Origin of the sequence: Ureibacillus aquaedulcis, assembly GCF_030418165.1 — a bacterium.
GTDB classification, from domain to species: domain Bacteria; phylum Bacillota; class Bacilli; order Bacillales_A; family Planococcaceae; genus Ureibacillus; species Ureibacillus aquaedulcis.
On the sequence record NZ_JAUHTQ010000009.1, the window covers coordinates 116842 to 142100 of the forward strand.

Annotated in this window: 31 protein-coding genes; 11 read left to right on the forward strand and 20 right to left on the reverse strand. The window is 36.8% G+C overall.

Annotation, left to right across the window (positions count from 1 at the left end; genetic code table 11):
* Positions 1 to 18: 18 nt before the first annotated feature.
* Positions 19 to 1227, reverse strand: a complete 1209-nt coding sequence (locus QYB95_RS13010) for a sensor histidine kinase (protein WP_301138758.1) — start codon at positions 1225 to 1227, stop codon at positions 19 to 21.
* Between the two features lie 220 nt (positions 1228 to 1447).
* On the reverse strand, positions 1448 to 2110 hold the full coding sequence (locus QYB95_RS13015; protein WP_301138759.1) for a YitT family protein: 663 nt from the start codon (positions 2108 to 2110) through the stop codon (positions 1448 to 1450).
* 108 nt (positions 2111 to 2218) lie between these two features.
* Between QYB95_RS13015 and QYB95_RS13020 the strand changes: the two genes are divergently transcribed.
* A complete protein-coding gene (locus tag QYB95_RS13020) occupies positions 2219 to 3028 on the forward strand; it encodes a MerR family transcriptional regulator (RefSeq protein WP_301138760.1) in 810 nt (269 codons plus the stop codon).
* A gap of 343 nt (positions 3029 to 3371) precedes the next feature.
* On the opposite strand, the gene QYB95_RS13025 is transcribed toward QYB95_RS13020, so the two are convergent.
* From QYB95_RS13025 to QYB95_RS13035, 4 genes are all read right to left on the reverse strand, one after another.
* Positions 3372 to 4097 (reverse strand): metallophosphoesterase family protein, encoded by a 726-nt coding sequence (locus tag QYB95_RS13025; protein WP_301138761.1) that lies wholly within the window; start codon positions 4095 to 4097, stop codon positions 3372 to 3374.
* A 184-nt stretch (positions 4098 to 4281) separates the two neighbouring features.
* Positions 4282 to 4830, reverse strand: coding sequence for a VanZ family protein (locus QYB95_RS19250; protein WP_345783721.1), 549 nt, complete (start codon positions 4828 to 4830; stop codon positions 4282 to 4284).
* A gap of 215 nt (positions 4831 to 5045) precedes the next feature.
* Positions 5046 to 5432 carry a DUF5412 family protein gene (locus tag QYB95_RS13030; RefSeq protein ID WP_301138762.1) on the reverse strand — a complete coding sequence of 129 codons (387 nt, stop codon included), beginning with the start codon at positions 5430 to 5432 and terminating at the stop codon, positions 5046 to 5048.
* Between the two features lie 141 nt (positions 5433 to 5573).
* Positions 5574 to 6023 carry a DinB family protein gene (locus QYB95_RS13035; RefSeq protein ID WP_301138763.1) on the reverse strand — a complete coding sequence of 150 codons (450 nt, stop codon included), beginning with the start codon at positions 6021 to 6023 and terminating at the stop codon, positions 5574 to 5576.
* Positions 6024 to 6473: 450 nt separating this feature from the next.
* On the opposite strand from QYB95_RS13035, the gene QYB95_RS13040 reads away from it, so the two are divergent.
* Together QYB95_RS13040 and QYB95_RS13045 are read left to right on the forward strand one after the other, a co-directional pair.
* Entirely contained in the window at positions 6474 to 7025 is a 552-nt protein-coding gene (locus QYB95_RS13040) for a TetR/AcrR family transcriptional regulator (RefSeq protein ID WP_301138764.1), read from the forward strand.
* Between the two features lie 3 nt (positions 7026 to 7028).
* A complete protein-coding gene (locus tag QYB95_RS13045) occupies positions 7029 to 7415 on the forward strand; it encodes a DMT family transporter (protein WP_301138765.1) in 387 nt (128 codons plus the stop codon).
* Between the two features lie 99 nt (positions 7416 to 7514).
* Here the strand turns inward: QYB95_RS13045 and QYB95_RS13050 are convergent, their stop codons facing one another.
* Together QYB95_RS13050 and QYB95_RS13055 are read right to left on the reverse strand one after the other, a co-directional pair.
* On the reverse strand, positions 7515 to 8093 hold the full coding sequence (locus QYB95_RS13050) for a hypothetical protein (RefSeq protein WP_301138766.1): 579 nt from the start codon (positions 8091 to 8093) through the stop codon (positions 7515 to 7517).
* Positions 8094 to 8669: 576 nt separating this feature from the next.
* A complete protein-coding gene (locus QYB95_RS13055) occupies positions 8670 to 9533 on the reverse strand; it encodes an alpha/beta fold hydrolase (RefSeq protein ID WP_301138767.1) in 864 nt (287 codons plus the stop codon).
* Between the two features lie 235 nt (positions 9534 to 9768).
* Here QYB95_RS13055 and QYB95_RS13060 point away from each other — a divergent pair, with 235 nt between their 5' ends.
* Entirely contained in the window at positions 9769 to 10359 is a 591-nt protein-coding gene (locus QYB95_RS13060; protein WP_301138768.1) for a CGNR zinc finger domain-containing protein, read from the forward strand.
* 243 nt (positions 10360 to 10602) lie between these two features.
* Here QYB95_RS13060 and QYB95_RS13065 read toward each other — a convergent pair whose 3' ends face one another.
* The 8 genes from QYB95_RS13065 to QYB95_RS13100 all read right to left on the reverse strand — a co-directional run bounded on the left by QYB95_RS13065 (position 10603) and on the right by QYB95_RS13100 (position 14953).
* The gene (locus tag QYB95_RS13065) at positions 10603 to 11568 is read right to left on the reverse strand and encodes a nucleoside hydrolase (RefSeq protein ID WP_301138769.1); all 966 of its coding nucleotides are present in this window, start codon (positions 11566 to 11568) and stop codon (positions 10603 to 10605) included.
* A 28-nt stretch (positions 11569 to 11596) separates the two neighbouring features.
* Complete coding sequence (locus QYB95_RS13070) at positions 11597 to 11776, reverse strand: hypothetical protein (protein ID WP_301138770.1); 180 nt, start codon at positions 11774 to 11776, stop codon at positions 11597 to 11599.
* Between the two features lie 54 nt (positions 11777 to 11830).
* A complete protein-coding gene (locus QYB95_RS13075) occupies positions 11831 to 12424 on the reverse strand; it encodes a hypothetical protein (RefSeq protein WP_301138772.1) in 594 nt (197 codons plus the stop codon).
* Between the two features lie 191 nt (positions 12425 to 12615).
* Entirely contained in the window at positions 12616 to 12777 is a 162-nt protein-coding gene (locus QYB95_RS13080; protein ID WP_301138773.1) for a multidrug transporter, read from the reverse strand.
* A gap of 102 nt (positions 12778 to 12879) precedes the next feature.
* Entirely contained in the window at positions 12880 to 13194 is a 315-nt protein-coding gene (locus QYB95_RS13085; protein WP_301138774.1) for a hypothetical protein, read from the reverse strand.
* Entirely contained in the window at positions 13191 to 13514 is a 324-nt protein-coding gene (locus tag QYB95_RS13090; protein ID WP_301138775.1) for a peptide ABC transporter permease, read from the reverse strand. The genes QYB95_RS13085 and QYB95_RS13090 overlap by 4 nt, the downstream gene beginning before the upstream one ends.
* Positions 13515 to 13568: 54 nt before the next feature.
* Positions 13569 to 13811, reverse strand: a complete 243-nt coding sequence (locus QYB95_RS13095; RefSeq protein WP_301138776.1) for a YczI family protein — start codon at positions 13809 to 13811, stop codon at positions 13569 to 13571.
* A 314-nt stretch (positions 13812 to 14125) separates the two neighbouring features.
* Positions 14126 to 14953 (reverse strand): TrmB family transcriptional regulator, encoded by an 828-nt coding sequence (locus tag QYB95_RS13100; RefSeq protein ID WP_301138777.1) that lies wholly within the window; start codon positions 14951 to 14953, stop codon positions 14126 to 14128.
* 139 nt (positions 14954 to 15092) lie between these two features.
* Here QYB95_RS13100 and QYB95_RS13105 point away from each other — a divergent pair, with 139 nt between their 5' ends.
* The 3 genes from QYB95_RS13105 (at position 15093) to QYB95_RS13115 (ending at position 17416) form a co-directional block, all read left to right on the forward strand.
* Positions 15093 to 15722, forward strand: coding sequence for a homoserine/threonine efflux transporter (locus QYB95_RS13105; RefSeq protein ID WP_301138778.1), 630 nt, complete (start codon positions 15093 to 15095; stop codon positions 15720 to 15722).
* Between the two features lie 196 nt (positions 15723 to 15918).
* Positions 15919 to 16299, forward strand: a complete 381-nt coding sequence (locus tag QYB95_RS13110; RefSeq protein ID WP_301138779.1) for a YmaF family protein — start codon at positions 15919 to 15921, stop codon at positions 16297 to 16299.
* 274 nt (positions 16300 to 16573) lie between these two features.
* On the forward strand, positions 16574 to 17416 hold the full coding sequence (locus tag QYB95_RS13115) for an aldo/keto reductase (RefSeq protein WP_301138780.1): 843 nt from the start codon (positions 16574 to 16576) through the stop codon (positions 17414 to 17416).
* Between the two features lie 465 nt (positions 17417 to 17881).
* Here the strand turns inward: QYB95_RS13115 and QYB95_RS13120 are convergent, their stop codons facing one another.
* A complete protein-coding gene (locus QYB95_RS13120) occupies positions 17882 to 18163 on the reverse strand; it encodes a hypothetical protein (RefSeq protein WP_301138781.1) in 282 nt (93 codons plus the stop codon).
* A gap of 401 nt (positions 18164 to 18564) precedes the next feature.
* On the reverse strand, positions 18565 to 19110 hold the full coding sequence (locus QYB95_RS13125) for a TetR/AcrR family transcriptional regulator (RefSeq protein WP_301138782.1): 546 nt from the start codon (positions 19108 to 19110) through the stop codon (positions 18565 to 18567).
* 235 nt (positions 19111 to 19345) lie between these two features.
* Between QYB95_RS13125 and QYB95_RS13130 the strand changes: the two genes are divergently transcribed.
* Positions 19346 to 20209, forward strand: coding sequence for an aldo/keto reductase (locus QYB95_RS13130; protein ID WP_301138783.1), 864 nt, complete (start codon positions 19346 to 19348; stop codon positions 20207 to 20209).
* Between the two features lie 22 nt (positions 20210 to 20231).
* Entirely contained in the window at positions 20232 to 20639 is a 408-nt protein-coding gene (locus QYB95_RS13135) for a cupin domain-containing protein (RefSeq protein WP_301138784.1), read from the forward strand.
* A gap of 66 nt (positions 20640 to 20705) precedes the next feature.
* Here QYB95_RS13135 and QYB95_RS13140 read toward each other — a convergent pair whose 3' ends face one another.
* Entirely contained in the window at positions 20706 to 21257 is a 552-nt protein-coding gene (locus tag QYB95_RS13140; protein ID WP_301138785.1) for an NADPH-dependent FMN reductase, read from the reverse strand.
* 262 nt (positions 21258 to 21519) lie between these two features.
* Here QYB95_RS13140 and QYB95_RS13145 point away from each other — a divergent pair, with 262 nt between their 5' ends.
* Positions 21520 to 22020, forward strand: a complete 501-nt coding sequence (locus tag QYB95_RS13145) for an SH3 domain-containing protein (protein WP_301138786.1) — start codon at positions 21520 to 21522, stop codon at positions 22018 to 22020.
* Between the two features lie 107 nt (positions 22021 to 22127).
* Here the strand turns inward: QYB95_RS13145 and QYB95_RS13150 are convergent, their stop codons facing one another.
* Complete coding sequence (locus QYB95_RS13150; protein ID WP_301138787.1) at positions 22128 to 23237, reverse strand: hypothetical protein; 1110 nt, start codon at positions 23235 to 23237, stop codon at positions 22128 to 22130.
* A gap of 990 nt (positions 23238 to 24227) precedes the next feature.
* On the opposite strand from QYB95_RS13150, the gene QYB95_RS13155 reads away from it, so the two are divergent.
* Complete coding sequence (locus QYB95_RS13155; RefSeq protein WP_301138788.1) at positions 24228 to 24905, forward strand: GntR family transcriptional regulator; 678 nt, start codon at positions 24228 to 24230, stop codon at positions 24903 to 24905.
* The last annotated feature ends 354 nt before the right edge of the window (positions 24906 to 25259 follow it).

Sequence of the window (25259 nt, forward strand, 5' to 3'; positions counted from 1 at the left end):
AGTACTTTATATTTCTGCTTATACCCCCTGATCAATAGGAACTGTTATAGTCAATTTCGTCCCTTCTCCTGGTATACTCTCTATTGCTATTTTGCCTCCAACTAACTTTACACGTTCTTGTAAGCCTATAAGACCGTATTTCCCGGTTTGTTTCCCAACATTTTTGGTCGAGAAACCGATTCCGTTATCAGTGACTTCCATATATAACTGGTCATCTTTTGGTTTAATCGTAATGCATACCTGATCTGCCTGTGAATGCTTCATAATATTGTTCAGGGATTCACGGATTATATAAATACCATATTCCATTGACAAATTAGATAAAGAATAAACCGGGCTTATTTCTTTTTCCACATGGATGCCTGTTATTTCTTCAAATTTCTTTATTTCCTCCAGTACAGCCCCATTGAAATCCGTATTCCCCAATGAACCGGTTCTCAAGTTATCGATTACTGTTCGGGCATCCTTCAAAGTTCCTCTTGCCTGCTGCATTGAATTATGAATAATTTCATTTGATCTTGTAACATTTCCTTTGTTTATATGAATACTGACAGCTTCTAATTGCATTATGAGACCTGCCAGACCTTGTGCTAATGTATCATGTAAATCCCTGGCCATTCGCTGTCTTTCATTTAACAAAGTGAGTTCCTCAACTTTTTGATAGGCCATTTCCAACTGCTGCAAATAAAATTCCATACGCTCTCTTGCACGAACTTGGCGGTTGTAGCTAACCGTATAGACAATGACGATCAGCAAAATAACAAAGAAGATTGGAATAAAAATGGGAAGCTCACTTGCTCCGTAATTTATTGCCATCGCAATACAATACAATCCATAGGAAAATATAAAAAACAGTATCGCCTTTACTTTATTCTTCAGAATAATGATGCTTTGTGCAATTAAAACTGGCAGTAAACCAATTAATACGATAGGAGATCCTTTTGGTAGAATAAAAGCTGAAATAAACAATAAACATACCTGGACAAAGAAGTAGTACCAACCCCTATCTCGGTTGGAGGAACTTGGGTAAAAATATAACACTGTGTGGACCGCTAAAATTAAACTGAAGATTAAACTTGATATAAAAGTTGGCTGTTGTATATTTTGCAGTATTAATGCTCCTATATAAACTAAAAGAATCCAGAAAATGTTAGACAACTGCGAAAATATTATTCCTTCGCTTGCCTCATGATCGAACGTTTTAGATAATGGATGAAATTTCTCCAAATCCTTTCACCACCTTACTACTAGTTTATACTATATAGTAAAATTATTAACTGTCCATTCGTGCACACCCAAAAGGGCAACAGGTTCATTGAACTTTTGCTGAATAAAGGTTAAATCGTTTCATCTTGACTATATACAGACATAAAAACTTTCAGGAGGAAGAAACCAAACTAAATGAAAAATTAGATAGGTTTTCCTTAGTACATTTATAATTTTGGGCCTACGTTTTTTTAGCGAAGAAATTAAAATCTGGCAGCCAATTTTTCTTTCCTGCATTTTGCACCAGATCAATTACTAATGATGAAATAATAACCGTCAGAAGGGAATACACAATTCGATGAAGCGGTATATAAGAGAGCGACATTAACAATACCGCAGTATCTGTTATGAGGTACGCAAATGAAATTCTGCAGTTTGTCAGCCTGGAAATTGTTAGTGCCAAGGCGTCATCACCACCACTGGCACCTCCTTGTCTAACGACTAATCCAACCCCTACTCCAACAAACAAACCACCCAACAGGGATGCGATAAAAGGGACGGAAGAAAGATTTGGCAGCATTGGTGGAAATTGTTCCCACAACCTCAGAAAACCCGCCAGCGATACGGAAGCAAGTATTGATAACTTAATAAAATCTTTTCCCAAATACTTATAAGCCAAGAAATAAAATGCCAGATCAAGTATTAGAGAAAGCGTTGACGGTTTTAGCCCCAACCAATAATTCAGCAACAGTGTCAGGCCTAGAATTCCACCTTCCGTTATGTCCGTTTGCTGGTGAATATTATACAGGCCAAACGAAACGAAAGCAGTGCCCAGTAGAATCATCGCTACTTTCATTGGGGTAAATAATTTCCGATTTTCTTTAATGATATTGGTAAAAAACATGGTAGATCCGACCTTTCCTTGTATTCCACGCGTGAAAGCCTTAATTTAAGGCTAAACCCTAGTACAATACTAAGGTCAATTCTTTTATTTCAAAAATCTGGAGGAAATATGAAAGATTATTATAAAATCAATGAAATATCAAAACTTTACGGGATCGGCGTCGATTCCCTACGGTACTACGAAAAAATAGGAGTACTGGTTCCACGACGCGATACGAACGGCTATAGACTTTATGGTCTTAAGGACATATACAAGCTGAATATAATCCGAGATTTACGCCAATTGGATTTCTCCATGCAGCAGATCAAGGACTACTTGGATCATCAGTGCATCGAAAATACGCTTGATCTACTGCATCAAGAACAAGAGCTTATCCAAGTTAAGCTCAACGAACTTCAAACCATTCAAAAGAAAATTCAGGAGAGAATACAAGTACTATCATCTGCTTCTCGGATAAAGACGGATACTTTCACGATTAAAACATTGCCCGCCCGCCCTTGCTTGGGGCTAAATACGCATATTACGAGAGATGAAGAAATGGACTTTGCTATTAAAAGATTGCATCGAAAACATGAAAGCAAGATTAAGGATTTTGGCAATCAGCTATATGGAGCATCTGTCTCTGTTGAGGATCTGGATAAGGGGATAAAAGATGTATTCAATTCCAACTTTTTTATTTTGGAGCGTGAATACAAAGAGTTTGATTTTGCCCTCCCGGCAGGAGATTATCTCTCCCTCTACTACCAAGGCGATTATCGCCAAAACAGCGATCAAATACTTGCTATGATGACCTATGCCAAAGAGAAAGGTTACAAAATCGTAGGTGATCCTTTTGAAATTTATGAAATTGATAATCGCGATACTGTTCTCAGTGAAGAATTCTTGACGGAAATCCAAGTTAAGATTGAAGTTGAATAGTTTGGAAAATGTCCTTATGGAGGCTAAAATAAACGCTACAATAAAAAAGATCACTTTACCTCATGAAGAGCCAAGTGATCTTTTAACTTCCTTTTCTTCTATTCGGATTCCCTTTTTTGTTGAAAAAAGAATCTGTGAATACGAATATTACACATCCAATTAAAATGACAAACGATATGAGCACTTTCCAATCGTCATGTCCCCAATGCTTGAAGATGCTGTAAAGTTGGAACAATGCCAAAAGAATAAGAGCATATTTGGCTGGCATAAAGAAGGTTCTCATTAATTTCCCAGCCCTCCTTTCTTTTTGCAGTACATCTCTCACTGGAGGATGGAATGAGAGTTAAACTCTACCCGTTTGCAGTGCTTTTACCCAATCGCTTCTTCCGTTTTTTTCGCTTTGTCTGATAGCCTCATCTCGATTGTAAGGAATGAGTATCTGTTCGATGAAACATTCATCTTCTTGTTTGGTTACAATTGTATAATTTCCATAAGGGGAACCAGACTCCATTTTGTGATAGATTGGCAGTTCATCTTCATAGGCTGGGAGTCCAACACTACCGGGATTAATAACGATTTTATGATTAGGCAAATAGACAACTCTCGGTATGTGAGTATGTGCACAAAAAATAATGTTCTGCGAAATTCCCTTTACCAATTCCATAATATCTTCCGTCTTCTTAAGCATAGAACCATTTGGGCTCATTTCCTCCAACAAGTACCCCACATCACTACTGGGTGTACCGTGACAAAAATAGAAATCTTCCGTTTCCAAGGAAAAGGGCAAATTCGAAATCCACTCCTTCTGGTCTTCTCCCAATAAATCTTGAACATATTGTACAGTTGCATTATCTGTATCGCTGTCCAGTAGAATTCTATCGCAATTGCCCCTAATGCTTTGAATCTTCTCTTTTACTAACAATCTATAGGTTTCTATCGGAAATAGTGGTCCATAAAGGCTGTCGCCTAAATTATATATCTCCTTAATACCGCGATTTTTAATATCCAATAGTACCGCCTGCAATGCATCTAAATTGCCATGAATGTCAGAAATAACTGCAATCTTCACGTGTAAGAGCCCTCCTTTAGATTCTTCACAATCTAATTTTGTTTTTCTATGTATTCTTGAGGTATCCCCTGCAATCATGGGGACAAGTTTCCCAGAAACTTTGGACTTTCATTAAAAATCACCCTCTCAAGTCATCATCCACCTTTTCCTTTAACCAAAAAATCCCTTGACCAGCTGCCCATCGCTAGTATTCTTTAACATAACTTGTATGTTTAAAGGATTTAATCCGTTTCAATGTTACTCCCACCATCTTGAATCCAATAACCCCTCCAACAATGTTGATTAGCAGGTTAATGATTAGTGTAAGCGCGCTGTTGCGTATCGTAACCAATCCCATTGCTTCAAGTAGAATGCGGCATATTTCAATTCCAATACATGTTAGGAAAACAATGGATACTGCTTTCCTGATAGCTTTTAAGTTGAAGAGAACCGCTAAATAGAATCCTAAGGGTACGAATAAAACGAGATTATAAAATATTGCGGAATAACTCCAAATAGAAATATTAAAATGCATCGTATCAAATATTCCAAACCAATTCTCTTGTATAATATACGTTCTATGAGTGTCGCTTGGGTTTATAGGGGGAAGTGTAATCCCTCCAAACTTTGCTTGAACCACACTTAAGATATAAAAAAGAAAACTGTATAACAGAACTCTTTTCACATTACTTCTTTTAGGCGTTCTAAAATAATCTAGAAATATATCGATAAAGATGTAAACTAGCAGAATCATGAATCCAAAATGCACGATATTATAGACAATATACGTTGATGTCAGATGAATCTCCCCCTTTCACCAATAAATACTTTTGTTAAATTTTACAATATATAACACATATAGATAAATCCTGATCTAACCTTAACTGCCTGATAGTTTTTGATCCAGACATTCACTATTACCACTTTGTCTAATTTGTGCTGAACGATACTCCTGCTTTAAGAGTAATTTTAATATCTCCCTCTGTTTTCTTCCCAGTTTGGATCTCTTTTCCAATGATAGGTATCCTTAAAAATATTTAATCTATGGTCATTTATTTCAATTATTTCGTTATCTAACCATCTTATATTTACTGTACTTTCGTCGTAATTCCAATAAATCGTTTTTGTTTCGTTGCCAAAATCAATTTCCACTCTTATTGCAGCTCTTACTGTAGCCCCACCTTCATCTATTAAAAACGCTCTAGCTATATAATCATTCTTGGGGGATGGATGCTCTGATAAAAATCGACCTTCAGATAATTCATCCAGCTCAACAACAAGAAAATCACAGATAGCATATAGGGGTAGCCCAATAATAATAAAGATTACAGCTAAGATAAGAGCCCATTTTCCCACCCATTTCCCCCTTCTTTCCTAAGCTTAATTTACAGTACCTAATAATTTGACGAAGTTAATTGGTAAATGTTTCCTAGACAGATTCACTCATACAGGGATTCAATTTTAATCTTTCATATTCCCAAACACCTAGTTTCTAGCTTACTCAAACAACCTGACGTTTGGCTCCCGCTTTAGCACATGAACGATCATTGAGTGCAACTGCCCACGATGATGGAATAGATGGGCCTGCGTATCCAACAGCCATTCGTACCGGGAATGAGTTACCCCAAAAAACGAAGTGGTTTCCCGCAACAGTTCCTCTTCCGTCAATGAGGCGATGCCTTCTTTTAAATATTGATAGTTTTGAACAAGAGCTTCGGTAATTGCATTTTTATTCGCTTCCGGCTCAGCCTCTACATAAAAACGCTCAAGCTCCTCCTCGGAAGCGCCGGCTCCTATCAGGAAATCGGCTTTGCATAGAACCGACATGTGTGAGAGGAGCTCACCAATCGACCATTTTTCCTGTGTCGGTTTAATTGCCAGGTCTTCTTCTTTCAAAGTATCTATTAGCTTAATAATAGATTCGACTGCTAAATCCATCTGTTTCATAACACCCCTGCAGTAGACGTTCATATCTTAATTCCCCTTTCAATCCATATTCATTGGATATTATCTTATTCAATAAAAATATGTATTTACCCTTCTAAAACTATCTTTCTTGGGTATCCATCTAAGTCCGCACTCTCTATTAACAGTTATAAAAAGAATGACATTGACATTGAAAAACAAAAGAACCCCAGATACTTTCATATCCAGGGTCCGCTTATATTTTTACATATACTATTAAGTTGTCTTAATTGCTTTAAGTTGATCAAATTGCGATCTCTAACTTCTCCTTTTCCATTTGACTGATTTTAGAAGTGCTAACACGATTGGTTAGGAAAATAGCTGAAAAAGTTAGAAAACTAGATTGTTCAAAGAAACTAATGTGTTCCTCCATTTGCAATTAAACCGTCCAGACGGTACAGTTACAGTATCGCCTAGTTAAGGGGGAGTTATATGTCAGTTTCTAATCCTGAAGAAAAGAAAAAAAGGCTATTATCTGCTGCTTATATGATTGTTAAGGAAGAAGGCGTTTCGAACCTTACATTAGAAGCAGTTGCCAAAAAAGCGGATGTAAGCAAAGGCGGATTATTATATCACTACTCAAACAAAGAAGCCTTAATTAAAGCAATGGTTCGCGATTGGAGCTTAGGTTATTTTAAAAGCATCGAGACTCTCGTTAAAAATGCGTCCAACACTACTGGAAAGTGGAGTATGGCATATATCAACGCTGCACTTCTCGATTTAAATAACGATAAGCATTTAACTTCTGCCCTGGTGGCGGCAATGTATACGAACCCAAGTCTATTGGAGGAATACAGGAAAGAATATGGCACCTTGCTTGATAAACTCATGAAGGATGGGATAGATCCAGTTAAAATTACAATCGCACGGCTAGCGATAGATGGATTGTGGTTTTCGGAGATATTCGATTTGGCCCCACTGGATGAAAAACTTAAAGAGGATGTTATTCATGAATTAAAAGAGATGATTAAGGAGGACGACTAGCTGATGGCTTATCTATATCTGGCACTGGCGATAATAGGAGAACTGATCGGGACTTCCCTTCTCAAAGCATCTGAAGGGTTTTCAAAGCTCTATCCTACCATTGGTTTAGTACTTGCGTTTGTTGCTTCATTTTTCTTTTTATCCATGGCGATAAAATCGATTCCCTTAAATACAGCTTATGCTATTTGGTCGGGAGTGGGTCTTGTTGCAACTACCATTATTTCTGTCCTGATTTGGAAAGAGAAAATCAATGTTGCCAGTGTTGTAGGCATCTCATTGATTCTTATAGGGGTTGTCATTTTAAACCTTTATGGACCAGGTCATGGCGAGGCAAGCAGTAATGAAAAAACAAATGAGTCCTCGGTCGTTCTAAATAATGAAATCGAATAAACGACTGATTCTCCACAGTTATTAGGGGGCTGGGATAATTCCAGATCCGTTTCAATCTTCCTTGGTTTTCTTGAAATTACTTGTGTCCCAGCCCCAACTTTATTGATTCGCAAATGTATTTTTGTGAATGCTTTCTATTTGTTTATCGGGAATACGATAGGCTGCATCAAATTCATATTCCTTACAATCATTGTAACAGGAGTCCAACTGATATTTAATTTTCACTTCTATATCCCCAGCATCAAATTCGGTTATTTCTTTTGTTTTTACGTTTGCGACCTTTATTTTTTCTTTTACAATGCTATCTTCTATATGCTCAATCGCTAGATTTACAAATCCTTGTCTTTCAGTTTTAGATAAATGATCATACAGGGAGTTTTTAGCCGTCATTGCATAAAGTAGACACGCAACTAACAAAACACTTAATATACTATTCCAAACCACCAAATGTTTTTCCTCACTCATCAACCTTGCAACGATTGCAAACACAGCCAAGAAAATTGCTGCGATCACTGCAAGGAATAGAAAAGCAACCATGTTCTCAATGAACTGAGCAGTTTGCAACTCACGTTTATACCCGGCAAATAAGATAACTCCATATAGGAGAATCAATAGAACATAAGAAAATCCTCTTCTTTTTAGAAAATCGATATTTTTATTTTGGATGTTATTGTTCATCTTAAGTCCTCATTCAACTTTCTCTTGTTATTTCATATATGAAGAGTTTACTATCAATAATTACTATCATTTTATATGTATACGAAAACGAAAACAATGCCCCGCTTTTTGACTTTCTTAAAAGAGCAGTACAATCTTTATTTAATTAAAAAGCAAAAGGATACATCTATAAAGATCCCCTTATTCAGGATATTTTATAGGATACTTAATTTCTGCACAGGAAGAAAATCCAGTGCCATGTAACTCTGGATATGATTGGCAAGTACGTGAGGAATGGTTTGATTGGTGTAAAGATCTTTCAACTGAGATTTGAATAAAAAGCGTGCTGGAGGATTAGGAAGCATCATAAATCAATTTCAATTAATTCATTGTGAACAAATCTGGATTAACCAAATGAAGGGCATACCAGTAGTAAAATATGATTTTTATTTCGTTCCAAAGCCCACTAATCCTACAATTCGATTAATGGGCTTCAATATTTTATTTGCATCTCTTAATATAGCCCCTAAAGGATTTGCCACTCCAACTTGAGTATACTTATCCTCCTTAAGCCTTGCCCTTTAAATCATATTCCCTTTAGGCATTTAATCGTTCTCTTAAAAATTGCTTGATAAGATAGGCACTAATCTCCAAGTCCTCTTCTAGAGGAAAATGTCCGGTATTTAATAGATGAACTTCGCAATCTCTAAGATCTTTCTGGAAGGCCAATGCACCTTTTGGTCCAAAGAAAACATCATTTTTTCCCCATACTACCAATGTAGGCGGTTGGTGAGCTTTAAAATACTCTTGCCATTCTGCATACTGTTTAACATTATTTTGATAATCGTAAAACAGAGCAAGCTGTATTTCTTTATTGCCGGGACGATCCAAAACGAATTGATCCATGTTCCATGCATCGGGGCTCATTCGTTCTGGGTTACGAGTTCCATTTGTATATTGATACTTTGTAAAGTCTGCCGACAATAAGGCTTTAATGTTATTCTTATTTTCCTCTACAGGATTTTCCCAATATGCGCGTATAGGATCCCAAGCAGATAATAATCCTTCCTCATAAGCATTTCCATTCTGAGTGATAATCGCTTGAATCCGTTCAGGATTTTTCGTTGCTATTCTGAATCCCACGGGTGCTCCGTAATCGTGAACATAGATACTAAATCTGTCTAACTCCAATTTTTCTATAAAAGCATTTAATAGTTGAGCTAAACTATCAAAAGTATATTTAAATTGCTCCATATCAGGTTGTTCACTATTACCAAAACCCGGATAATCCGGTGCGATAATATGATATTCACCCATCAGTTCTGTTATTAGGTTTCGGTACATATGGGAAGAAGATGGGAAACCATGAAGCAGCAAAATTGTAGGATTACTTGGATTACCTGCTTCTCGATAAAAGATATTGATGTTATCAATAGTTTCTGTTTTGTATTGTACCAACATATTTTCACCTCATATTATTGGGGTCTGTGCAGCAATCGACCCACTTATTCTCTTGCCTAGTTCATTTCCCGTTCGTCTGATTGGTTACTTAAAATCTCTTCAATTTAAACACCCATAGCATCCCCCTTATTTTATAACCCCTATAACTTTATTTTAATGGTTATACATTACCTCATTTTACCTAACTTGTAAATAACATTTTAGCGGTTATAATAGTTGTTGGGGTGATACACTCATGGATAAGTCAAGATACGTTTTAGGTGGATCTACATGGATTAATCTTTTAAATACTACGTATACCGACGATAAACATTCGGTTGATATACTTCTTGATCCAGCAGAAACTTTCCAATGGTTGGAGGAGAATAACCTTTTACGGAACTCTGACGTTCTGGTCATCGAAGACAAGGAACGATTGGATCAATTAATCGAGGAGCTCCATTCGCTTCGCCAATTTTGCAAAGTGCTACTGTCTGACCTAAAACAACAAGGAGAACTTTCTCCCAATACAATCGAAAGATTAGAGACTCTTGTTCAACAGGTAAAAGTTAATTTGTCCATTGTTCAGAGGGATAACAAATTAAATATGATTTCCGAGGGATTAACAGCAAAAGATCATGTTTCATACATTATTCTCTCGTCTATTATTCATACATTGAACAATTTCTCGATTGACCGCATCAGGGAGTGCGAACATCATGAATGCATTCTCCACTTTGTTGATACGTCAAAATCTGGAAAAAGGCGTTGGTGCAGTATGGAACTTTGCGGGAATCGACAAAAGGCAGCTGAATTTTACGCTAGGAAAAAGAGTAAAAGAATATAATTATTTGGGGATATCTGTCATCCTATAGTCCAACAACACATTTTGGGAAATGAAAATAACCTTGATGCAGCAATGAATGTGCTGTACCAAGGTTTACTCTTAGTGATGGGATGATTCACCTCAAAGATGCCGGAAAAATAAGATATTATAAAAAGCTAAGATATGAATTCTTGGCTTTTTTGCACTCATATTAACCAAAGGTATTCTCACGGAGGGTGAAAGTAATATCTTCGAAACAGTAAACTATGCTTCTTTAAGCCTTCTTGAAATAATCTCTACTGCCTTCATAAATTCTGCAACGAACTCTTCACGATTTACTGTGTGGAGAACATGCACGTTTGGTGCTTTATTTGTACGATTCGTGTAGTCAACCACTGTTGCCCCGGACGCCATGCCTTCCAGTGCTACTTCAACATAGCAGTCTTGACCTTTAAACAATTCCGGTTTTAATAAATACATCACGGCGCATACATCGTGAAAATGCAGCACTTGATCATAATTTTCTTCATGGAAAGGTGTTTTCTTCATGACATCTAAATAATAGGTCACGAGTTGATAAGCTTTGTCTGCAAACTCGCCGCCAATTTCTAAAATCTTTTTCGCCTCATCTATTGTTACAAATGCCTTATGTGTTACATCCAGGCCACTCATCACAATCGGAATACCAGAACGGAACACGATTTCTACTGCGTGTGGGTCCACATAGGCATTGAATTCCGCCACCGGAGACATATTGCCGCCTACTGCCGCACCGCCCATCCATGAGATTCGCTCGATTTTCGGCTTTACTTCCGGATGTGCAAGCAGCAAAGCCGCCACATTTGTTAATGGTCCTGTTGCTACAATTGTTATCTTTTCATCGCTTTCCATAATGGTTTCCAGCATGGCTGTAATTGCAGGACGGTTGCTCACTGGCAACGTTGGCGCCGGAAACTGTACATTTCCAAAACCGCTTTCTCCGTGGATATCTTCGGCTACTTCCAGTTCACGGAAAATGGGCTGTTCCAAGCCACGCGCAATTTCTACATTCGCACCTATATAACTTAAAAATGTACGGGCATTGTAGTTTGTCTTGTCTTGTGAAATATTGCCCGAGCAGGTTGTGACTAATCGCACGTCTAGTGCATCCTCCTTAGCAAATGCCAAAGTGAGCATCATTGCATCATCAATCCCTGGATCTGTATCTATAAGAATCGGTAATTTTGTCATATAATAAGCTCTCCTTTATAACGGTAGTTTAACTATCATCGGATAATCGGTTGGCTTCATCGATAAGTCCAAGATTGATCATTGCGTTAATCACTATTTTATACAGTTCTTGGTTGTCTTGTAAGACATAATTTAGCTGAATGTCCCTAAACAACGCAAGTCGTGAAGCAATTGGTGCGGAACAAAGGTATCCCTGCAGCAATTCCAAATCAATCTCTGTTTGCTCGTCAATCGGGAACTGTATGTGTTTTTCACCTTGAAGTCAAGTAATAACGCCCAGTCCGTCCTGTGTATTGATACTTATATTTCCTTGCCGCTCAAGCTCCACGCCTTGAACATAACGATACGGATTATCGATAATGGGCATCTGAATATTCTCCATTAAAAACTTTGTGACTCCCTCTCGAACCAAGTTTTCATCATCAGTTTGTTGAAATGCTGAATCAACTGCCTCTTCAGCCCATTGACCTCTAGCTATTAAATACTTTTCTTCACTGCCAAATTCATTATAGAACAATTCGCAGTCAGTCAAGTTAACTCTTAAAAATTCACATAGATTCTTTGCCACTATACGAGTAGGACGTTCAAAACTCATTGGACTAACGCAGACAATAGGTGCTGCTTCAAGATTGGTTACAGCCCCATAATCAGTAAGGAATCCATAATGAATACCATTCATACCTATATTTCCAAAGACCACCACATCACTTGGTGTATTAAAATATCTATAGTCCTCAAGAGAAATGTAAAAATTAAGACCAAGGTAGAATTGTTCAGGGTCACCAAGTATATCTTGCAAGTCAATTAATCTTTGAAGTGTAGGTGGTACCTCATACTTACCAAAATTATTCTTCATTCAGTTATCCCCTGCTTTGTTTTATATAATTTTACATATTAACTTCAATAAAAACTATACCTTCCACTAAATGGCCCTTAAAATATAAAAGGCACATTCCCTTTTAAAGAAATGCGCCTGGTATTGAAGAAGAAATATTTATTTAGTTCCTGTTTTCGAAAACCATCCTCCAAAAATGAGGATTAGTAATTTTATGATTTCCCAAGAATTTTGCGATTTTTATCTATTATTTCTTTATTCTTAGCTATTGTTTCCTTTATGGTTAACGACACTTCTTCACTGTTGGTTTCATGAGTGCTCTGCAGGTTTTCATCTAAGTGAGGTACTGATGGCTTATTCTTTTCAATATCCATTTAATCCCTCCTCGAATGATATTACACTTAGTATAAACGATAAATTACGACTTTTATATTAAATTTAGATAACAAATATTTTTTCCAAGTAACAGACAATGTTTAAGAATCATCTACAGAAATACATATTTTTAATGCGCCAAATACAAAAACAAAAATAAAGATCAGGGGCATAAATCTAAGAAAGAGATTACCGGTTATAAAACTTGATAGAATAAAAGGTATTCCAATCATTGCCGTCAGCGACGTAAATCTCGTATAGCGGATAGCTTTTAGGGATGGTTCCGGCTCATCTTTATACATCCACTTCTTCCCTGATAAAATACTTTCCTCCGGCTCAATGTACGACCAGATTAAAAAAATATATAAAGGGATTAGAAAGATAGAAATAAATACAATTTCAACAAAAGATATCATGTTTGCCACCCAGCACGCCTTTTTCTTTTCAAATGGATATTTAAAAAATATAAAACTACACTATAAATGCTCAAACCAACTATCATCAGAATTGCTTCACCTGTGTTGCTAATCGGTTCAAGTCCGCTATGGTTATTAATATGATATTCTTCCCCTTTGTAACTGAACCAAATAGCAGCAGAAAAAATACCGTATAAAATAATCTGGAATATATACTTTATATAAACAATCACTTTGTTACTCGATGAAACCATCTGCCATGTATATATATAAAGACCTGCATATATAAGCATTATAATGAATATTTCAGAAATCCCCATTTCGTCCCTCCATAATCTGATAGAACTTAATATTAGCTATGACCGGTAAGTTAATTAAAAAAATGCGACCGTTAGCCAAATAGTATATATACCGACAAAGAAACAAAACGTTCCCGATATAAAAGAAAGGATCCCGGTTACTTTACGCTTTTCTCTATATTCCGTAATGCCTGTTAGAAAGATCATGACCCCAAGGAGTAAAAGTGAATATGGCATTGGACCAAATTCACCTGTCAATAAACTATAACCTGATAAAGCACACACTATAATTGCTAAGATAAGTCTAATAATTTTCATTAACAACCCCTCCCCCACTTTATGGCTATTTATCATTAAATCTATCCTAGATAAACATGTAATGGTCTTTAGTCAAGTTGCATTTTACAGGTTATACCAATTTTAACATAAACATTTAATTAAATTCCCCTTAATTGACAGAAACACTTTCCTTATTCGTGGAACCCCCTTAAATAAAAAAGACGCATTTCATAAAGAAACGCGTCCGATTACTGGCGATCAATGTCGGTGTATTTTTTGTCCTCTCACACCTAAACAAAGAAAAGTGTTTATGCCATAAAGCAATCCTGTTGCTTGTAATATAAACAAAGAATTTAGTCCAGGTAATGTTTTTTGAAATCTGGATGGATAGAAAATTTGCGGCGTAAATGGACGAGATTTTCTCCAAAACTTTCTTCAAGAAGTTCCTTATGCTTTTCCATGATTTCCATAAGATACAGATCGTGAATCATGACTTCCGTAATTGGCATTACCAGCCCTACATGCATTGTCCAAGCTGCACGGCTATCTTTGCCCAGCGAGACGATTCCTGCTACCACCTCTGAGTCATCACCACTAATAACAATCCATCTTCCACCATACTCTTCCGTTATTTTATGTCCCATGTAGTGGTGGTAAACATTAGCAAAGTCGGAGACGATTTCACCATAGGCAATAACCGTTACATTTACTCCTCTATCAGCTGCCTGACTTAGTTCGGACTCTAATTCTTCAAATTCATCATTCCAAATTTCTAGGAGAATTCTTTTTTTGGCAGATCGTATACACGCTTTTACCTTTTCAAGTATTTCATTACGTCCCCTGATATTCCAAATATTCTCTCGATCATTTGCGGAATGTTCGAATTGCTCCAATGATTTTTCTGCCAGTTCGAAGTTTTCCTCCGCCTTCATTCGGCGACTTTTAATTAGTTCCTTTGCCGGCACTGGCGAGTACTGTGGTGTATTACCGGGACTAACCAGAATATCCCCCCGTATTACAAGGCTGTCCAGAACTTCATATATTCTTGAACGCGGTACACCGGAATTTTTTGCTACAGCATAGCCGGTTAGCGGCGATTCTTCCAACAAAGCAAGATAAGCTTTTGCTTCATACTCGGTAAAATTTAAGTTTTTTAATATTTCTAGAATGTTTTCTTTCATAAGCCCTCCAACATAACGCTAGTTGCTACCTTAGTAACTAGTATTTTATCAAAATCAGTTGAAAATTTTCAAATGATTCTGATATACTCATGATGGAAGTAGTTACTTTGGTAGTCACTGTTAGAAGGGGAAGGATAATATGGATGGCCTATTAACGTACATGTCAATTGCTGCAATGATGGTTGTTATACCGGGAGCAGATACAATGCTCCTAGTGAAAAATACACTAAGGTATGGTCCTAAAGCTGGACGTTATACGGTTCTCGGAATGGCGGCAGGACTTTCTTTTTGGACGCTTATTGCTATTCTTGGATTGTCTGTTGTCATTGCAAAGTCTGTCATTCTTTTTAGTACAATAAAATATCTGGGTGCTGCTTACTTAATTTATCTGGGGATAAAAAGTTTCTTTGCAAAAAGTGTGTTTTCTTTAGAGGAACTTCAAGCACAAGCAAATGCACCTGCCAGTTCTTCAAGGAAGCATCAGAAGGAATCCTTTATGCAAGCCTTGCTCAGTAATGTTCTTAATCCCAAAACAGTGTTGGTTTATATAACTATCATGCCTCAATTCATCGATTTGAACGAAAATGTAAACCAACAATTGATCATGTTAGCCTCCATCCTTACCGCATTCGCTGTATTGTGGTTTCTAACGCTTGTATTTGTAATCGATTATGCAAAAAAATGGTTGAATAACGCCAAATTCCAGAAAGTATTTCAAAAATCAACCGGCTTGATTTTAGTAGGTTTTGGTATTAAAACAGGAATTTAAATAAAACATAGTTAAATCCTCTCCGTTCAATTAAATTGAACGGTTTTTTCGTTGCCTGCAGTCTAAGTATTCTGAATTGCGTGTGTGCCAGGCACCCAAAATAATTCTAAATATCAATTCTCCTAACTTCGAAACCTTTTTCACCTTCCCAACATATGATGATAATGATTGAAAAAGGCGAAAAGGAGCTGTACTATTGGAAATCCCTGTTTCAGGTTTCATGTATCATTCAGACGATTCTGATCCCCAACATTCCCATCAGCTTTTCATTACCCGATGGGATGGAAGACCCGTACCTGCCCATATCCACGAATTTAGAGGTGTGACTTCTTTCGATGTAGGACATAATCACAGATATGTCGGAACTACGGAACCGGCGCCAAGTGGTGTCCCACACACTCATCGTTATTTTACTTTTACTTCCGTCGATAATCGACATAGACATGAGATTCGTGGAGTTACTGGTCCAGCTATTCCCCTTCCTAACGGCGGTCATTATCACGAGTTCAGTGGTTTTACAACTGTAGATGGAGATACTCCCCATAAGCACAGCTACAGCGGAAGAACAAGCTCATAACGGCAGTTCCGACCCGCATTTTAAATAAAAATTAAAGTATAAAAAACTTACCGAGGAATGCACTACAAATTAGGAAGAAAATAATCAACGGAAGCTAAGGGACCTTCTCTTGGCTTTTTGTTATTTTGCACCTTAAGTTTACCGGTGGCCAACTTCTAGAATAATAGTTTTGCTACGTGTAAATAAACATATCCGGAATACTGGTCTATACCTTCATAGAGAAATTTTCAAAATTGCGTTATTATTAGAATACTAATGGAAGGAGTGTTGATTTATGGAAATTAAGATTCCAGAGGTTATGTTAAACGATGGTTTGACTTTACCCGTGATTGGTTTTGGTACATACCCACTTAAAGGAAATGATGGAGTAAATGCCATCGTAAGTGCCATAAATAATGGTTATCGCCTTATTGACTCGGCTTATAACTATGAAAACGAAGGAACGATTGGAGAAGCTGTTCGCCGTACTTCAGTACCAAGGCATGAATTACTCATCACCTCCAAGCTTCCCGGTCGCTATCAGGAATACGATAAAGCGGTAGCAGCCATTCAGGAATCTCTATACCGAGCTAACCTTGACTATTATGATCTATACCTTATTCACTGGCCAAACCCGAGACAAGCTAAATATGCAGAAGCATGGCAGGCTTTGATTGATGCTAAAAAATGGGGCCTTATTCGTTCCATCGGGGTTTGCAATTTCTTGCCTGAACACCTGGAGGATTTGGAAAAACAAACCGGTGTCAAACCGAGCATTAACCAAATTGAATTGCATCCATTCTTCAACCAAGCTGAACAAAGAAAATATCATGAAGAGAACAATATTGCGACGGAATCTTGGAGCCCATTCACCCGCGGAATCAAGGACTTAGAAATTGATACACTCCAAACCATTGCCGCCCACCATAATAAAACGATTCCACAAATCATTTTACGTTGGCACTACCAGCTTGGGGCAATTTCCATTCCTAAATCGGCGTCACCAGTTCGCCAGTTAGAGAACATATCTATTTTTGACTTCTCACTGGATAATGAGGAAATGGTCATGATTTCAGCCTTAAGCAAGCCTGACGGACGGATTGCAGACCAGGATCCTGCGGTTTATGAGGAATTTTAATCAAGTTTGTCTGTTTTCCTCGTACACCTTGCATGCAACCCTAATGAATATAAGAAAAACCGGGCTTTGCCCGGTTTTTTTATATTTCAATAGATTCATTCAAATCGCTAGTAAACTAACCTGCCCCATCAGTTTAACTATATCTCTTCACTATGCCACTTAATTCTCAAGCATAAATATCCAGATATTTATTCATAAGTCTTATCCCATACAATTATCCACCGCATAAAGATGGAGCGTAAAGATTATTAATGGTATTCAACTAAAACCAATGGTTACTATATGTACAATTTTTATCATATCCTCAATAAAGTTAATATAATCCATATAGAAAGTAGTTACTCAAACAAATTAGTCTCAATGCTGGGACAGGCACAATTCATCTTCATGAAATGCACCTGATTGCTGAAGATTTCCAGTAAATACCTTTTCAAAGTACAAATGCTGCGGTAAGCCTTAAAATGATTATTTATATCTACTCTTAAAAACTGATAATGCAATCAGGTCAACAATACCTATTACAACCATTGCGAGACAATAATATAATACTCCCATACCTTGACTAATCCCATCTGTTTCTGTTAAAAACCACCAATAACTCCCTAACCCTAAAATTACAACATTGATTAAAAATGAAATTAGAAACGATAACCAAAATTTATTGGTGCGTTTCATTTGAAACTGCCCTGAAAATAAAGAAACAATTAATGAAACAATCATCAATCCCAGATATATAACTAATTTCATATTCGCCCCCCTTTTTTGAATTAAATATTTTTTAACCTTATCCTCTGAAGTCTTAAGAGATTGTATTATACAAAACCCTTCTACAAATAAATCCCCCTTCAGATATCGATATTACTAATCAAAAGATACTATAAGTGTAATATTACACCTATAGTATCTTTTGTCAATAATAATTCTTTATAAAAAAAGCAAGGAAGAACCCTGCTCTAATATGTCATGAAAACTACTATATTTCTTTAATGAACTATACATGATCTTTAAGCAAAACCCTTACAATTACACCTTTTACAGACGTCACGACTCCTGGAAAATGGGCGTCAAAATATGTTAAGTCCCATGTAAATAAAACAAGCTAGTCTTCTTTTTAGACCAGCTTGTTTCCAAAGGGGTTCCATTGACCTTTATAGATTTCTGTCCAATAGACTCCCCAATTGTTCCGCCACGACTTGTGCTGGTTGGGATAATCCTTTAGTAATCCATGACTCCACAACCTCTACAATAGCCGCTCCAAAGAATCTTAGGATTAATTCCTGATTTAATCCCTTATTTATCCCTTCCACTACATCTACATCATTTTTTAATTCATCAATCACAAATTCCAAGAAACGACTACGAAACAAAGTGGCCCCTTTACTTGTTAACATGGTTGAAAAGAATGCGTAATTATGTTCAAAGTATTCAAACCAAATGAGATTCCCCTCAGTAAAACTTAATTCAGATGCCGATCGACACAGTATCCTTAGTTCATTGATATGTTCTTCGATCAGCTTATCCAGCAAATCATATTTATCCAAATAGTGAAGGTAAATCGTTCTACGGCCCACATTTGCTTTGTCGGAAATATCCTGCATTGTGATCGCATCCAAATTTTTTTCAGACATTAATTCAATAAAAGCATTTTTTATGGCTTCTTGAGATTTGATTATTCTTCTATCTACCTTAGACATGACGAGACTCACCAGTCCTTCTTATAAATAATGCTCAATTTAAATAATTATGTGCAATAATGCACGAAACTGAGCCAATTGGACATTGCAGACAAACTCTTTCCTTTTATAATTATACACAGATGCGCATTAATGCATATATGTATTTCTCTTTAAACTGGACTTCATGAAGATCATATTGGCTTGCGCCGACTATTCCTGAAAAACAATAGAAGCATGTAAAGGAGACTAAATTATGTTTAACGAAACTTACAAATTATCAAATGGTGTAGAAATTCCAAAATTAGGTCTTGGTACATGGCTCCTTGACGATGCACAGACAGAGCAGGCAGTCCGCGACGCGGTAGCAATCGGATATCGCCATATCGATACTGCCCAGGCTTATATGAATGAAGCTGGTGTAGGTGAAGGAATCCGTTCTTGTGGGGTCGCAAGAGAAGAACTTTTCATCACGACAAAGGTTGCTGCGGAAGCAAAGACCTACGATGCAGTGACCCAATCCATTGATGAGTCATTATCAAAGCTGGGACTGGATTACATTGATCTTGTGATTATCCACAGCCCACAGCCATGGGTAGAATTCCGTGAGGAGAACCATTACTTCGAGGAGAACAAAGAAGCATGGAAAGCAATGGAGGCTGCTTATAAAACAGGCAAAGTAAAGGCAATCGGTCTTTCAAATTTCCTGCAAGATGATATCGAGAATATCTTTACAAGTTGCGAAATCAAGCCTATGGTAAATCAGGTCTTGGCACATGTAAGCAATACTCCTTTTGAACTTATTGAATTCTGCCAGAAAAATGACATCCTGGTGGAGGCCTATTCGCCAATAGCACACGGTGCAGTTCTTAATAATGCCGAGGTACAGACAATAGCTGATCAGTACGGCGTATCTGTTGCCCAACTTTGTCTGCGTTATGCCATCCAGCTAGGTCTTGTCGTCATTCCCAAGACGGCAAATCCGGATCATATGAGAAACAATGTAGAACTTGATTTCACCATTAGCGATGCAGATATGGAGACTTTAAAGAACTTGGAGCGCATCCAGGATTATGGTGAACATAGCTTCTTCCCTGTATTTGGCGGGAAATTGAAATAACAAGGTTTATGGAGGAATTGCAATGGCAAAACATGAAGAAGTAAAAAATGGCGTTATTTTCCCCGTCGGAGAAAAAAATGAAGCCTATGCACAATTTTTTGTAGGACAAAGCTATCTTAAAACATTAATAGCTGACCCTAAAGTGAGTGTGCGTGTAGGGAATGTAACCTTTGAACCGGGATGCAGAAATAACTGGCATATTCATCGTGATGGATTTCAAATTTTATTAGTAACGGGTGGCGAGGGTTGGTACCAAGAAGAAGGAAAACCTGCTCAATACCTGAAAGCCGGAGATGTGATTGTCACTCATGATGGTGTAAAACACTGGCATGGTGCAGCAAAGGACAGCTGGTTTGAACACATTGCGATTACGGCAGGCACGCCGGAATGGTTGGAACCTGTCGATGATGAGACTTATAAGCGTTTATAATACACAATATCACTTTCACATAATAAAAGTTGGAGATTAGAAAGAAATAATCTCCAACTTTTTTGATTACCTTTGATATCTGTTGATTAAATCAACAAATGTATTCACAAATGATTGCAGAAACTCGGTTGTACTTTCATTCATTTTATCGTTTTCGTCAAATAATTGATGCGAATTTGCAAGGTAAACTTCAGGTTGTTGTACGGTTGGCATATTTAAAACGACAAGGATTTGACGTAAATGATGGTTTGCACCAAATCCACTTAGATTACCGAAAGATTGGCTGATTACACCTGCTGGTTTGCCATCCCATGCACTCTGACCATATGGTCGTGATGCCACATCCAACGCATTTTTTAATGCACCTGTAATTGAGCGATTATATTCAGGTGTTACAAAAAGTACAGCATCACTTTCTTTAATGGTTTTTCGAAATGCAGCATATTCTGCAGGAGTATTGCTTTCTGTATCAATATCCTCGTTGTAAATTGGAAGGTTTCCTATTTCCACCAATTGCGCTTCATATCCTTCCGGGAATAGCTCCCCTACACTTTTAGCAATTTTTGTAGAAATTGAGCCTTGTCTTAAACTCCCACTGATTAATGCAACTTTTACCATATGATTACCACCAATCCTTGTTTATTTACATGAGTATTTTTTTAAGTGAATGCAAATCAATTACAAAACTTAGATACTTAGCATCTTCGCTTTTAGATTTTTTATTCATTAACTGTTTACTTCCCAAAAAATAATTTTTATAATCACTTACTTATAAAATGATTGTAGGAATGACTTAGGAATTCTATCTATTTTTTGTATAAATCTTACATATATTACATTTATAAACTTCCAATGTTATAGTAGATTAGGGAGGAATAGCATGAAGATCTTGAAGGTAATCATAACTTTTAGTATGTTGGGCTTTTTAATAGATTGTTCGAATAAAGAAGAAAGTTCTTCCGCTCAAGATAACACAACGCAAATTGACAAACTTAAGGAAGAAAATCAGAAATTAAAGGATGAATTGCAGCAATTAAATAGTGATTACAGTGTCTATCTCCAACAATTTGATAGTACCTCAAGAACAATCATAAGGTTAATTAAAGAAGAACAGTATGAACAAATAAAAAAGGAATATAACACTAATTTTGAGGTGTCTAATGGGGAAATCATCTTCAACACACCAGAAGATGTGATAAGCGCAGGATTCCCAATTGAGCAAGCAAAATTCCCAATGTCCATCGCCTATCTAAATTTACAAACGGAAAAATCAGAGATTGGGTATTACCTAGATGACCTGGAAAACGGCGAAAGGTTTTTGATAACTTTTGTCTACGATCAAAACGGTGATTTCCAATATATTTATATTGGTGAAGTTTGATGAAATAAGGCACCCAGGACTATAATGCGAAAAATAAAAAGACTGCAGACACTTTGAGCTTGTCTACAGTCTAAACGCTTTTATTAATTACGATTTCTTAGATGTAATTAGATTCCACTATTTAAGGCTTGTTCTTCCAATTCCAATAGTTTTTCAAATGGCAGCACATATTCGCCAGATGGGATTCCAATGGAAAAATCAAATTCTTCATTTACATTCGATTTCGTTTTAATGGATGACAATTTAAATGTAAAGGCTTCTTCCTCTTCCACAATAACCGTCACATCAACTGTTCCTTTACCGTAGCTAATATAGTTATCTTCAGTAATAACGATAATCTCATCCAATTGATTAATTTTCAGGAATTTATTAAACTCTGCAACTACTTCGTCCACATTAATTTCTTCTTGGGCTGCATACGCCTCTTTTAATAATTTAATATCTTCAGCAGTTAACCCAAGAGTTTCCAAATACTCAGGATTGTCTAGAAGTTCAACAAATTTGGGTAGCATGTCATTAAGAACTGTATCGATAAATGGTTTAATTGTTTCGTTTGTTAGTTCGAATTTAATGACTTTATCTGCCTCTACACCTTCTGGAATCGTTACAGTACTTGGATCTACCTCTTTATAAAAGTCTTTTCCAAATAATTCAACGACTAAATTCATAATTTCCGCATTCAATTTCATTTGCAGATCATAATCAAGCGTACTAGCAGGTTGCCCTGAAAGCTCGGCTAGTTCAGCTAAATCATATTCAATGAATTTCCCTTTTAACTCTTTAGGTAGTGGTAGTAAAGGTGAATCAGGAAGCTTGACCCACATTTTTTCTTGAGTCATGACCATTGGCATCGTGAATTTTGTTTCAATATCACCTTTTAGTGTAAGGTCGATATTGGCTTCTAATTGCATTGGGTCTTTTTTGTATGCACCCGAAATATCAATTTGAATATCTTTCAACATTTCAAATATCATAGCCAATTCCGGCTCTACTTCCTCTGTTTCAGGTAAGATCAATCCTAGATTAATGTTCCCATCAAATTTGTATGAATCTAATTCTTGTTCGTTCGCATAAACATCTTTTAGTAATTCAGTAATTGTGCTTGTCCCAGCACCCTCTTTAACATCTTTTGAAGATGCAGCATCTGCTTGTTGAAATGGCAATGCTAAAAGTAAAAGAAGTGCAAGTAAAACCGATACAACTCTAGTTTTCTTCAACTTTTTCCCTTCTTTCCTATAAAATTTACAATACATAGGAATTATAACATAGTTTTCCATATGATTTTATGGAGATTTTCCAAATAAATGAAAATAATATATAAGGGTTAGAGAAGAATTGAGGGTTTTTGTTATGGAGTATCTGTAGCTATTTCACGTTCATTTCTACATTTGGGGCGCATATCTTTGGGAAACTCGTTTTGTGACTTGCTTTGCACTATTTGATGCGGTTTTCCTTTTGAACCGTCACAATAGCATTCACTTTGCTACCGTTTGAAGCTAATTTTTTTGACTCGTCGCATTAGCTCTGGCTTTGCTACTGTTTGATTCACCTTCTCTCGTCAATCGTGGTAATCACTCTCGCTATTGCTTCTATTACTCTATTATGATTTTTTGCTTATACATAAAATAATAGCATGAAGGGTAGTCAAGATAACGCCGGCTATGATTGCAATGGCTAAGCCGATAAAACCAAGGATGCGAATCCAACCTATGGTAAATGTCATGAAAATAAAGAAGTACACCCCCCAGCAATTATCAGCGCAAAGGGAACATTAAATGGGAATGTTCGTTTCCAACCAAAAGTCAGAAGAACGGTGAAGATTACTAAAATGGACATCAGCATTGTGTTCAACATACCCCACTTGAACAGAAAACGGGATTGAAAGGCATCGTCATGCGGCATTGGTGTATGATCAAGTAAACCTAATGCATCAAATCAACCAATCACTCCCCAACAAACAAGACCTATAAAGACAAACCAATTGATTTTTTGGAGTGTATCCTTATACTTCATTGCCTTCTCCCCCCTGTTTAGGCCATTTGCTGAATCCCCTTTTAATGGATGATACTATGTTGCGACTAAAGAAGAGTCCCACGCCATTTATTTCAACTATGCCCTTACTAAACTTAGTTGATTTTTTACATGTACTTCTTTAAGCTAAACATATCTAGATTATTAGTTAACCGAGAAAGTTGGTTGTTTAAAAAATGGACCATCCTGAATTACTTTTTAAAATTGATAACCACTCACCTTTGCCAATCAATGTACAAATCAAGGAACAGATCAAATGGTTAATCGGAAAAGATATACTTAAACCTGGCGATACACTACCTTCAACGAATCAGCTAGCTGAACAACTTACCGTTAATCGTAATACGATTCAAGCGGTCTACTCTCAACTGAAAGAAGAAGGTCTGTTGCTCATTCAAAAAGGGAAAGGTACACAAGTTGCCGGTGAGGAAGTAGTTGCAAGGTTTAAAAGACAACATTCCTACTATCCATTTGTTGAAAAACTAGCGAAGGAAGCGTACGAATTAGGTTACAGTCTGGAAAAGGTTCTATTGTCCGGATTTGCCTACATGCAGCTCTTTGGCCAACCTCTCAAACAGGAAAGACGTTATCTTTTTATTGAATGCACGCACATTCCATGCACTTTTTATCTGGATGAGATTAAAAGAATGACAACAGCATCGATTGATAAAATTGATATCTCGGATTCAACAGATACAACCCTAATTGAGGCCATTCACCATAGTGATGTGATTGTAACACGATTCGATTTGGTGGATAAGGTAAAGAAGTTTGCTGATGCGGCTCAAAAAACAGTCATTTCCGTGGGGTCCACGAATGATGTATCACTGTTGCTTAATATGATAAGAGGATAGTGATGAGTGCTGTTTTGCTATTAACATGTAAATACAATAGATGTATATAACATTTGAAAAATAGGAAGTTAGAGAATGGCTATTCGATAAATGATTAGCGACTTTTTGTTCTTTTTTTGTTTGACTTTACAATAGGAAGATGGATAATTAAATAGAATCAAAGATAAAATAGACCAGAAAGAAAAAAGGAGAGATACGATGTTCGACCAAGCTGCATTTTTTATTCTAGAAGCACTTACCGTTTTAACTGTTTTAGTTATTGTGATTGGAATCCCTCTTGGAGATACATTGCTTCGCAGAAAATAACTCTGAATGAGGCTGGGACATAACCCAAAAACATCATTTTCCTCAAGT